This is a genomic window from Enterococcus sp. 3C7_DIV0644, assembly GCF_002141235.1.
GTDB classification, from domain to species: Bacteria; Bacillota; Bacilli; order Lactobacillales; family Enterococcaceae; genus Enterococcus_D; species Enterococcus_D entomosocium.
In genome coordinates this window covers 866,119-877,226 of sequence record NZ_NGLK01000001.1, presented here as the reverse complement: position 1 = coordinate 877,226, position 11,108 = coordinate 866,119, and the positions used below count along the sequence as shown (strand labels likewise).

General features: G+C 44.5%; 9 protein-coding genes, 1 tRNA gene and 2 other annotated features. Of the genes, 7 read left to right on the top strand and 3 right to left on the bottom strand.

Translation table 11 applies throughout. The annotated features are described in order from the left end of the window. Positions 1-79: 79 nt before the first annotated feature. The gene (locus A5877_RS04155; protein WP_005234539.1) at positions 80-532 is read right to left on the bottom strand and encodes a DIP1984 family protein; all 453 of its coding nucleotides are present in this window, start codon (positions 530-532) and stop codon (positions 80-82) included. A 221-nt stretch (positions 533-753) separates the two neighbouring features. Continuing rightward, positions 754-982: a binding site (T-box leader), on the top strand. A 112-nt stretch (positions 983-1,094) separates the two neighbouring features. Here A5877_RS04155 and A5877_RS04150 point away from each other — a divergent pair. Beyond that, a complete protein-coding gene (locus A5877_RS04150) occupies positions 1,095-2,747 on the top strand; it encodes a peptide ABC transporter substrate-binding protein (protein WP_086316431.1) in 1,653 nt (550 codons plus the stop codon). Positions 2,748-2,840: 93 nt separating this feature from the next. Here A5877_RS04150 and A5877_RS04145 read toward each other — a convergent pair. Then, positions 2,841-2,922, bottom strand: a tRNA-Leu gene (locus tag A5877_RS04145). Positions 2,923-3,374: 452 nt separating this feature from the next. Next, positions 3,375-3,614, top strand: a binding site (T-box leader). 92 nt (positions 3,615-3,706) lie between these two features. On the opposite strand from A5877_RS04145, the gene A5877_RS04140 reads away from it, so the two are divergent. From A5877_RS04140 to A5877_RS04115, 6 genes are all read left to right on the top strand, one after another. Then, positions 3,707-4,555 carry an S-adenosyl-l-methionine hydroxide adenosyltransferase family protein gene (locus A5877_RS04140; RefSeq protein ID WP_008379156.1) on the top strand — a complete coding sequence of 283 codons (849 nt, stop codon included), beginning with the start codon at positions 3,707-3,709 and terminating at the stop codon, positions 4,553-4,555. Then, on the top strand, positions 4,552-5,106 hold the full coding sequence (locus A5877_RS04135; RefSeq protein ID WP_005234545.1) for an ECF-type riboflavin transporter substrate-binding protein: 555 nt from the start codon (positions 4,552-4,554) through the stop codon (positions 5,104-5,106). The genes A5877_RS04140 and A5877_RS04135 overlap by 4 nt, the downstream gene beginning before the upstream one ends. A 26-nt stretch (positions 5,107-5,132) precedes the next feature. Beyond that, positions 5,133-6,842 (top strand): ABC transporter ATP-binding protein, encoded by a 1,710-nt coding sequence (locus A5877_RS04130; protein ID WP_086316430.1) that lies wholly within the window; start codon positions 5,133-5,135, stop codon positions 6,840-6,842. Continuing rightward, positions 6,832-7,662 carry an energy-coupling factor transporter transmembrane protein EcfT gene (locus tag A5877_RS04125; protein WP_086316429.1) on the top strand — a complete coding sequence of 277 codons (831 nt, stop codon included), beginning with the start codon at positions 6,832-6,834 and terminating at the stop codon, positions 7,660-7,662. Before A5877_RS04130 ends, A5877_RS04125 begins: the two co-directional genes overlap by 11 nt. A gap of 445 nt (positions 7,663-8,107) precedes the next feature. After that, positions 8,108-8,992 carry an ABC transporter ATP-binding protein gene (locus A5877_RS04120; protein WP_086316428.1) on the top strand — a complete coding sequence of 295 codons (885 nt, stop codon included), beginning with the start codon at positions 8,108-8,110 and terminating at the stop codon, positions 8,990-8,992. Next, positions 8,989-9,804: an ABC transporter permease subunit gene (locus A5877_RS04115; protein WP_086316427.1), complete on the top strand. Its 816-nt coding sequence runs from the start codon at positions 8,989-8,991 to the stop codon at positions 9,802-9,804. The genes A5877_RS04120 and A5877_RS04115 overlap by 4 nt, the downstream gene beginning before the upstream one ends. 284 nt (positions 9,805-10,088) lie before the next feature. Here the strand turns inward: A5877_RS04115 and A5877_RS04110 are convergent, their stop codons facing one another. Next, entirely contained in the window at positions 10,089-10,979 is an 891-nt protein-coding gene (locus tag A5877_RS04110) for a neutral zinc metallopeptidase (protein ID WP_086316426.1), read from the bottom strand. Positions 10,980-11,108: the final 129 nt, after the last annotated feature.

The window sequence follows — 11,108 nt, the reverse complement described above, 5'->3', positions numbered from 1 at the left end:
CGTCTCTGCCAGACGTTCCATAGTGTACATATCAGCCTGTACCTGCTTTGTGCTCGCCTTTGACACCCACCCATATTGATTAAAGATCGACCAGCCAGTTGGTTTGTTGGATCTTTCCATCTAATTCTCGCAGCTGCTTGGCGGTCGCATTCAATTGCTCCGTTAGCGTTTTTGTATCGATCGTACGCACCAGTCGAATTTCGTTGCGACCTATTCGGGGAGCTGCTTTGGTTTCATCCAGTGCTTGCGTTAGCAGTGCATGCTTGCGGCGCAGCTGTTCTCGCTGTTCTAGTGCTTCCATCAGCAATAACGCACTATCTGCTAAAGAGGCAGTCGCATTTTTCCGATTGATGGCAACGACTAATTCTGAATATTGTTGATTGATCTCATCGTATTCCTTGAACAATTCTGTGATACTACGATCCAAGGTATCGCCTTCTTGGACTAACACACTGCTAGAGATCTCGTTACGTAATTGAAACAGACGATTGTTCAAATCCCGTCTTAAAAGTAACGCTTCTGCTAATTTCATTTTGGCACACTCCTTTTTACAAATGAGAACAGCTTATCTAGTTCTTATCCTAGAGAAGAACGTGATGAAAGGCAAGCAAGATGCAAAAAAAGGTCTGCCAGAAAAATCATAAAAAACTGAATATTCGCAATTCTTGTTGACTTCCAAAAACACCAATAGTATACTTTATAACAATCATGAAATAGACAAAAAAACGTCATTTACCTGTTTTTTAGATAAAAAGAAAGACGATGAAGAGAAGAGTAGCTTTGGAATCTGTTAGAAGAGAACCCGGATGGTGAGAAAGGGCAGCAGAAAAAAAGTGAAGATGAGCTCTGAGTGATCTGATTTGTTCACGCAAATCAGACGGAAAGCAGCCGTTATCGTGCCAAGTATCTTAGCGTACTGTTGAGGTGCCATTTGTGAGGATGGTGCGAAAAAGGGTGGTAACACGAAAATCTCGTCCCTTTGTTTGTCAAAATTGATAAGCAAAGGGATGAGGTTTTTTCTTTTTATCGATGAATGCGTTTTTTGCCGTCATGAAAAACACTTGCGTTGGTTGCGCAATCACATAGGAGGAAGAATGGAAATGATCTGGAAGAAGCGTTTATTGGTTGCAGCAGGAGTGATTGGGTTGACCCTTTCCGGCTGCACGACAACAGGAAATACCGAGGGATCAGAGGCTGAAACTAACGGAGCGCCGAATCAAGCGATTGCGGTGAGTCTACCGGCTGAGCTGACGACTCTCGATACGACTCAAACGACGGATAAAGCAACATTTACCATCGTTCAACATTTATTCGAAGGGCTTTACCGTTTCGATGAAAACAGTGAACCAGTTCCGGGCTTGGCAGAAGGAGTCGAAATCAGTGAAGATGGCAAAACCTATACCTTTACCTTGCGAGAGGATGCGAAGTGGAGCAATGGCGAAGCGATCACTTCAGCTGACTTTGCTTATGCGTGGAAAAAGTTAGTCGATCCAGCAACGATGGGACCTAACGCCTATTTGTTAGATAATGTAGTTAATAGTAAAGACATTCGTGAAGGCAATACTGATATAGAAACGATTGGTCTGGAGACCCCAGATGACGCGACCTTTATCGTGCAGTTGGAGCAGCCACAGCCATCCTTTTTATCCTTGATTTCCATCGGCTGGTTGGCACCGCAAAACCAAGCCTTTGTTGAAGAAAAAGGTGATACCTATGCTCGTACAAGTGAAGATTTGCTGTATTCTGGTCCCTTTACCTTGACCGATTGGCAACAGACTGGGGATGAGTGGACATTGGTGAAAAATGACCAATACTATGATGCTGATGTCGTTCAATTGGAGGAGATCAAAGGCTCCACCATCAAAGAAGAAAATACTGGGATCCAATTGTTTGAAAGCGGCGACCTGGATTTGCAAAAAATCAGTGGGATCTACGTTCAACAATATGGAGACAATGAAGAGCTAGTTACGCAAAATGATGTTGCGAACTTTTTCTTAGACTTTAACAAAACGGCCAACGATGCCTTGGCAAATGTTCATGTGCGTAAAGCGATCGCGTTGGCGATCGACAAAGAAAGTCTCGTGGATAATGTGTTGAACGATGGAGCGAAAGTTTTAAACGGGCTGGTCCCCACCGGCTTAGCTACGAATCCAAATACTGGCGAAGATTTTCGAGCATATAGCGGTGATTACAACTTGTATGATTTAGAGGCGGCCAAGGAAGAGTGGGAAAAAGCCCAAGCGGAAATTGGCGAAAGTACGACGTTGCGTTTATTAGTGACAGATGATGACAATGGTCAAAAAATCGGGGAGTACTTGCAAAGCCAACTGCAAGAAAACTTGCCAGGCTTGTCGATCTCCATCAACAAACAGCCACGTGCCAGCTTGAATCAATCAAGAGCAAATAGTGATTACGAGCTTTCCGTTTCTGGCTGGATCGCTGGAAGTAGTGACATGGATATGTTCTTTATCTTATACAAAAATGGCGCTTCCTTTAACTACGGCGGCTATGTCAACGAAGAATATACGGCATTGACGGAAGATGCTCGCACCGTTCATGCCAATGACCCCGATCAATATTTTGAAGATTACAAAGCGGCAGAAGAAATTTTGTTGAAACAAGATGCTGCGCAAGTCCCTCTATACCAGAGTGCTTCAAATTATCTGATCAAATCAAATGTAAAAGACATCCAATTCCCAGCCTATGGCGCGCATTTCTTTTTCCGCACCGCCTATGTCAGTGAATAAGGAGAAAAATAGCTGAATGAAGAGCGCATGTTTATTCGATGAACATGCGCTTTTTGCAACAAAAAAAGCAGTTCAGAAAGCTGAACTGCTAAATGCGGAAGATGGGAGTTGAACCCACACGAGATAAACTCACACGCGCCTGAAGCGTGCGCGTCTGCCATTCCGCCACTTCCGCATAAGATAAAGATAATCCTTTCTAGGAAGAAATGCAAGTCCAATCTCACAAAAAGGAGCCCGCCAGCGGGGACTGGCGGGATAGGAGTAAAAATGAAAAAGTGTTAGGGTTGTTTGTTGGTATGCATTTATAATAGCGTGTAAATGTGAAAAAAAGTTGACGAATCAAACAGAATTCTGAGAAGAAATCGCCAAGAAAAAGTGAAACCATGTAAAACAGTCAGAAGACAAAAAGGAGCCCGCCAGCGGGGACTGGCGGGAAGGAGTAAAAATGAAAAAGTGTTAGGGTTGTTTGTTGGTATACAAGTATCATACCGAGAAAATATGAAGAATTTTCGAGCGAAATTTAGGAATTGCGTGAATATTTTGACAAATTATGCCTTCTGTTTGAATTTTTTCTTAAAAGAGAATTGACAAAAGGCACAAGCTTTGATAATTTAAATGAAACAAAATGCAAACGCGATGAAAAAGAAAGTAGAATCAAGGAAGTTGTCTAGCAGAGAGTTCCGGTAGGTGGGAAGGAACGACAACGAATGATTTGAAAATGACTTTGGAGCGGATTTTCTGACTAATTAGGAAAATACGGTTGCCCCGTTAACAAGCGACAGTCTCCGAGTGTTTTCGGGTACTGAATGAGGTGAAGCCTGTGAAGGTTTTGCAGATTAAGGTGGTACCGCAGGTGATGCCCTTAGCTTTGGCTAAGGGCTTTTTTTGTGTCTGCACGGTCAGCTGTTTCAAGCGCAGGTTTTGTTAAAAAGGAGAAAGGTTGTTGGGAGGAGAGAAAAATGCACAAATTAGTGGTTCAAACCGATTTTGGTTTGCAAGATGGAGCGGTTAATGCGATGTACGGGGTAGCTTATCAAGTGGCACCGGAGCTGGTCATTGCTGATTTGACTCATGAGATCGAGCCATACAACATTCATGATGCCAGCTATCGTCTGCTGCAAAGCGTCACCTATTGGCCGGCAGGAACGGTCTTTGTTTCAGTGGTCGATCCTGGCGTAGGGTCTGATCGACGAAGTGTGGTTGCCAAGTTGGCGACCGGACAGTTGGTTTTGACACCAGATAATGGCACACTGACTTATTTAGCGACTTATATCGGAATCACTGAACTACGGGTGATCAATGAGGCAACTGAGCGGTTGGCAGGATCAGCCGAAAGCCATACATTTCATGGTCGGGATGTTTATATGTATAACGCCGCGCGTCTCGCCAGTGGCGCCATCAGCTTTGATGAGCTAGGAACACCCGAACCTAAAAAAGCGATCCAAGTCTTTGCCATTGAAAAGCCAAGCCAAACAGCAGAAACGATCACTGGCACGATCGATATTCTTGATATTCGTTTTGGTTCGTTGTGGACGAATATTCCCCATACGTTCTTTAAGCAATGGCAGGTACAGTACAATGAGCCGCTGCTCGTCAGTATTTATTACCAAGATACGCTGCGTTATCAAGAAGAAGTGCGCTTCGGACGCTCTTTTGCGCAAGTGTCGGAAAATGAACCTGTCTTATATGTCAATTCCCTATTGAATATTGGTTTAGGGCTCAACTTGGCTTCATTTGCTGAAACCTATAAAATCGGGACTGGCACGAATTGGAAAATTACCCTCAAAAAAAGGAGAAATGAAAAATGAATCAATCAAAATTTACAGTAAAACACATTGTTGCTATCGGAATCGGTGCTGCCGTCTTTTTCGTCTTAAAACGTTTCGTCACGATTCCAACTGGTTTTCCAAATACAGATATCGCCACAGCCTATCCTTTCTTGGCACTATTAGGCGTTGTCTACGGTCCAATCGTTGCTGGTTTAGCGGGCTTTATCGGCCATGCCCTAGGAGATTTGACGACTTATGGTCCGTGGTGGTCTTGGATCGCCGCCTCTGGGATCTTAGGGGTGTTCTTCGGACTTTTGACTCGTTGGATTCCAATCCAGCAAGGAACCTTTGGCGCTAAAGAAATTCGGACCTTCTTGATTGGTGAATCGATCGCAAATTTGGTCGTCTGGGTGATCATTGCCCCAATCGGTGATATTTTGATCTATGGCGAACCAGCGAACAAAGTCTTTGCGCAAGGAGTCATCGCGGGATTGACCAACGCAGTCGTAACTGGGATAATCGGAGTGATCCTGCTAAAAGCCTATGCCCAAACCAAAACCAAAAAAGGCAGCTTGAGCAAGGAATCCTAAACAAAGAAATGTGTGAAGGCTAAAAAATGAAACAAAAAATCATTCAATTTACGAATTTTTCTTTCCAATATGATGCACAAGCGGAACCGACCTTGAAAAACATCGATCTAACGATCTTTGAAGGAGAAAAAGTCCTGATCGTCGGTGCTAGCGGTTCTGGCAAAAGTACATTAGGAAAATGTTTGAACGGTTTGATCCCGCAAAATGACGAAGGTAGTAGTACCGGAGCATTGACGATCGGTACCAATGCCTTTGGGCAAGCTTCCATCTATGAGCTGTCTTTGACCGTTGGCACGGTGCTGCAAGACACCGATAGCCAATTTGTAGGTTTGACCGTAGCAGAAGATATCGTGTTTTCCTTGGAAAACGATCAGCGTAGTCAAGCTGTGATGCAGGAGACGCTGCGCGTTTGGGCAGAAAAGACCGACTTAATGGATCATTTGGCAAAAAAACCGCAGGAATTATCGGGTGGCCAAAAGCAGCGTGTTTCAATGGCAGGTGTTTTGATCGACGAAACACCGATTCTACTATTTGATGAGCCCCTAGCCAACTTAGATCCGCAAACAGGTGTGGAAGCCATCAAAATGATCGACCAGCTGTATCAAGAGAAGCGTTTTACCACCATCATCATCGAACATCGCTTAGAAGAAGTGTTAGCCGCCGCTGTCGATCGCATCATCGTGATGGAAGAAGGCCGCATCATTACCGACAGTACACCGAATGAACTATTAAAAACGGACATGCTGCAGCAAGTCGGCATTCGTGAACCACTGTATTTAGCCGCTTTAAAAAAAGCGGGGGTTCCTGTGACCGATGCTGCTGATTTGGTCGCGGTAGAAGCATTTGCATCACATGAGATTGCCGAAAAACTGACTAGGTTTCAAAAGGAATATCCGAAATCGGCACTTCCTAGCCAACAGCCGCCGTTGTTGGAAGCGAAGAATTTATCGTTTTCTTACCAAGTGGGCAAACCAATCTTGCAGGCACTGGATTTTACCATCCATCAAGGAGAAATGATTAGTTTGGTTGGGCATAATGGCGCAGGAAAATCGACCTTGTCCCATTTGATTACCGGCTTTTTGACACCGACTTCTGGCAAGTTGCTTTGGCAAGGAACAGACATGGGCAATGATTCCATCAAAGAACGAGCGCAAAAAATCGGGTATGTTTTGCAAAACAGCAATCAAATGCTGTCAAAAAACTTCCTGTTTGACGAAGTTGCCTTAGGCTTGCGCAACCGAAATGTCCCAGAGGCTGAAATCACAGAAAAAGTTCATCAGACCTTGAAAATTTGTGGTCTTTATCCGTTTCGCTCATGGCCATTGTCGGCACTAAGTCATGGGCAAAAACGCCGAGCCGCCATTGCAGCGATCCTCGTCTTAGATCCTGAACTCATTTTATTGGATGAGCCGACAGCGGGACAAGACTATCGCCATTACACCGAAATGATGCAATTTTTACAGGAGTTGAACCAGCGGGGATTAACGATTGTTATGATCACCCACGATATGCACCTGATGTTGGAGTATACACAGCGGACGATCGTTTTGACGCAAGGAACGATTTTGCTGGACGCACCGCCAGAAGTTGTTTTAGCAGACAAACAAGTGGTGAGTGCCGCGAACCTTAAAGAAACTAGCTTGTATATACTGGCGACCCTTAACCAGTTGACAGATCCCGCCGCTTTTACTGCCGCCTTCATTGCCAGCGAGAAGGAGGGACACGATGGAGAGTAATCTAATCGGCTATCTTGACCGCAAAACGTGGATCCACCAATTAAGCGGTGCCGCAAAACTGATTTGTTTTTTGCTGCTATCCGTTATCGGGATGATCTCTTATGATACGCGTTTTCTTATTGGACTGGCATTGTTTTCGGTCTTTCTATTTGCCAGTGCTGGAATTCGCTACCGAGATATCGCTTTTGTATTAAAATTTATCATCTTCTTTTCGATTTTGAATTTGGTGGCGGTCTATCTTTTCGCTCCAGAATACGGGGTGGAGATCTACGGGACGCGCCACGTGATTTTCGAAGGGATCGGTCGGCATACATTGACCCAAGAGCAAGTGTTTTATGAGTTGAATCTGTTGATCAAATATTTTGTCACGATTCCGCCAGGGTTGATTTTCCTGTTTACCACTAATCCAAGCGAGTTGGCGTCCAGTATCAACCGCATCGGGATTTCCTACAAGATCGCCTATGCAGTCGCACTGGCTTTGCGTTACATCCCTGATATTCAAGAGGATTTTCGAACCATTGCCAAAGCGCAGCAAGCACGGGGCGTGGAGCTTTCTAAAAAAGCACCTTTGCGCAAACGAGTGGCAGGCAATGTCGCGATCGCGATTCCTTTGATTTTTTCCAGCTTGGAACGGATCGACCATATTTCTGCTGCCATGGAGCTAAGAAGGTTTGGCAAGCATAAGCAGCGTACCTGGCTGAAAGCTAAGCCGATCCAAGGCAAAGATCTCTTGGCGATTGCTGTCGTTTGTTTGATCGTGGCGCTTGGATTGTTCTTGATGGTCCTTAATGGCGGACGCTTCTACAATCCGTTTCGTTAACAAATCAACACATGAAAACTTAAAAAAACGGACTCATTGTCAATAATGAAAGTGGGACGGATGAATCAACTCTGATTCATCCGGTCCCATAAATGATCGAGACAAAAAACGCAGGACAGTCAGTCAATTGACTTTAGCGAGTGCTACATTTGCTAAAGCCAGTTGCTGCTAGGTCTGCGTTTTTTTGCCGATAAAAAAAAGGAGCCCGCCAGCGGGGACTGGCGGGATAGGAGTAAAAATGAAAAAGTGTTAGGGTTGTTTGTTGGTATGTATTGATAATAGCGGGAAAATGTGAAAAATATCGGAAGAGAAAGTAATAGAAGTGTGTCAATCTTTTGATGATTTTCGTAAAACATTCCAGCGGAACCCTTTTAGATCTTTGATTGACGGAAACACGAAATAAGGCTACACTGATGGCATCAAAGCAGTACAAGGAGGGGACAGGATGGATGCCATTACGATCAACGGATTAAGCAAACAATACAACAAGAAGTACGCCATCGAGAATGTATCATTGCAAGTGGCAGAAGGAGAGATTTTTGGCTTTATCGGACCAAATGGTGCGGGAAAATCAACGACCATCAAAGTATTGTTGAATTTTATTAAACCGGATGCAGGGCATGCGGCGATTTTTGGACGAGATTGCCAACAAGCAGCCAAAGAAATCAAAACGTTTACTGGATATGTTTCCAGTGATGTACGGTTTTATTCAAAAATGACGACAGCAGAATTGCTGGCATTTACGGCAGATTTTCATCAAGTCAAGCAGCCAAAAAAAGAGATTCAGAATTTGATGGAGCTTTTTCAAATTGATCCAAACAAATCGATCGCAGAACTTTCTTTGGGCAACAAGAAAAAAGTCGGGCTTGCGAGCGCCTTGATTGCACAACCGAGAATGTTGATTTTAGATGAACCGACCAATGGCTTAGATCCCTTGATTCAAAAACGGCTGTTTGAAGAGCTCCTTAGAAGAAACAAACAGGGGATGACGATTTTTCTATCTAGCCATGATTTGCATGAAATTCAGACCTATGCCCATCGGACCGCCTTTATTCGTGAAGGACAGATCATCACCGTGAAAGAACTGAGTGAGGAAGAAAATTTCGGCAAAGTTGTAACGCTCACGAATGAGGGGAGCCTCTCATTAGCCGGCTTGGAAAACGTGCAAGTTCTTGCTCAGGAATCACACACCTTGCGTTTTTTCTATCAAGGGGACATGAATCAACTGGCACATTTTTTAACCAATCCTGCCATTAAAGAGTTCACGATCGAACACCCAACCCTTGAACAGCAATTTATGCTGCTCTATGAAGGAGGTTCTCGAAAATGACTTTAATGAAAATCGACCTTAAAAATACCTTCAAAGGCTGGCTGGTCTGGACGATCCTTTTTGCAGCAATCATTTTTGCATTTACGGCTATCTATCCTCAAATGATCACGCCAGAAATGAAAACGTCCTTAGACCAGATGTTGGGCTCTTTCAGCCCAGAATTACTAGGCATCTTTAACATCCAACTGACAGGACCCTCAAGCTTGGTTTCACCGACAGGCTTTTTCGGGTACTACTTTCAATACTTATTTATCGCCGCGTGTATTTATGGGATGCTTTTAGGCTTGAACAGTCTGATCACTGAAGAATCAGAAGGAACGATCGAGTATTTATATGCTCAGCCTATTAGCCGCAGAGAAATCGTTGGGTGGAAGTTCCTCGCCCGATTGTTGCTGCTGACTGGCTTTTGGCTGATTGCCTATGGCAGTAGTCTGGCCTCGTTTGCTCTATTCAAACTACCAGGAGACGACCTGTCCTCTTTTATAGAAGAAATCAGCAAAATCTTCGTTGCCGAGTATGGTGTCTTAGTCTTCTTCCTCTGTCTAGGTTTCTTTTTATCCACGATCTTGCGTTCCAGCAAACAAACCGCAAGTGTCGGCTTAGGCTGCGTGTTCGGTCTGTATTTGCTCGGCATCGTGGGGGAACTCTACGATAAATTGGAATGGCTGGCAGGACTTTCGCCTGTGCGGATGGCATTACCCGTCCAACTCATGGATAACGGCGCCACATCAATCCTATGGGTACTGCTGATCGGTGTATTGTGTTTCTTTGGCACCTTTTACCGTTACGAGCGCAAAGACTTGCAGGTCTGAGCACTACAATCAAAAGACAAAAAAGAGCCTGTCAGCGGGGACTGACAGGCAAAGGAGTAAAAATGAAAAAGTGTTAGGGTTGTTTGTTGGTATGCTTATATAATAGTCTCGAAATGTGAAAAAAGTATGACGAAGCAGGCACGTTTTTGCGAAAAAATCGTTGCGAAAGTTAAGAAAGCCTAAAGTGCCCCTTCACCAAAAGGCTTGAAGGGACACCCAGAACCTAAAAACACTCCGAAGCAGCAGGCGGTTCATGCTGTTACGGAGTGTTTTTTTAGTTGAAGCTACTTGCTTAAATCAAGGCTATCGACATTAAAGGTGTCGCCATGTGCTAAGTCACCATAACGATAGCCACGGTTAAACCAGTCCACGCGCTGCTGCGATGTGCCGTGCGTAAAACTATCTGGAACAACATAGCTTTGGTATTCTTTTTGCAGCGTATCATCCCCGATGGCATTGGCAGCCGTGATCGCTTCTTGAATATCGCCAGCTTCTAAAATCGGCTGTCCTTGATAGGTTTCGCCTTGCAAATATTTCGCAAAGGTACCAGCTAAGTAGTCAGCTTGCAACTCCAAGCGAACGCTGTACTGGTTGTACTCCTTCTCTGAAACTTGCTGGCGGATTTTTTCCAATTGTTGGGTGATCCCCAGCTCATTTTGCACATGATGACCGACTTCATGGGCGATGACATAGGCCATTGCAAAGTCGCCGCTTGCGCCATATTTATCAGAAAGCTCATTGGCAAAACTCAGATCAAGGTACACATTCTCATCTGCTGGGCAATAAAACGGACCAACCTGTGACGTGGCATATCCGCATGCCGACTGGACACTTCCCGTAAATAATACGAGTGTTGGGTCTTGATAGGTTTCTTGCCGCTCTTGAAAAACGTCTTGCCAGTAATCTTCTAAATAGCCGAACACGACTGCGGAAAACTCTTTTTCTTCCGTGTACTCACTGGTGCCCACATTTTCTGTCTGGTAATTGGCTGCTTGTCCGCTGCCACCCAAGACATCCGGCAGCGAATTTAAATCACCACCGCTAAACAGGAAAAATAAAACAGCGATGATCACCGTACCGATCCCGCCACCAGCAGCCAACATCCCACCTGAGCCAGATGATCGCCCCGTTCGATCATCGACATTGCTGCTTTGTCTACCCCCACGCCATTTCATGTTATCTCCTCCTATATAAATCCTAGCTTAATTATAAGAGAAAGGCGGCAGATTGTGAAAAAAAGCGCCTTGAAATTGTTATAAAATGCCTTCAGGAGCCTTAAAAATCAAAGTGTACACTCCTTTTAA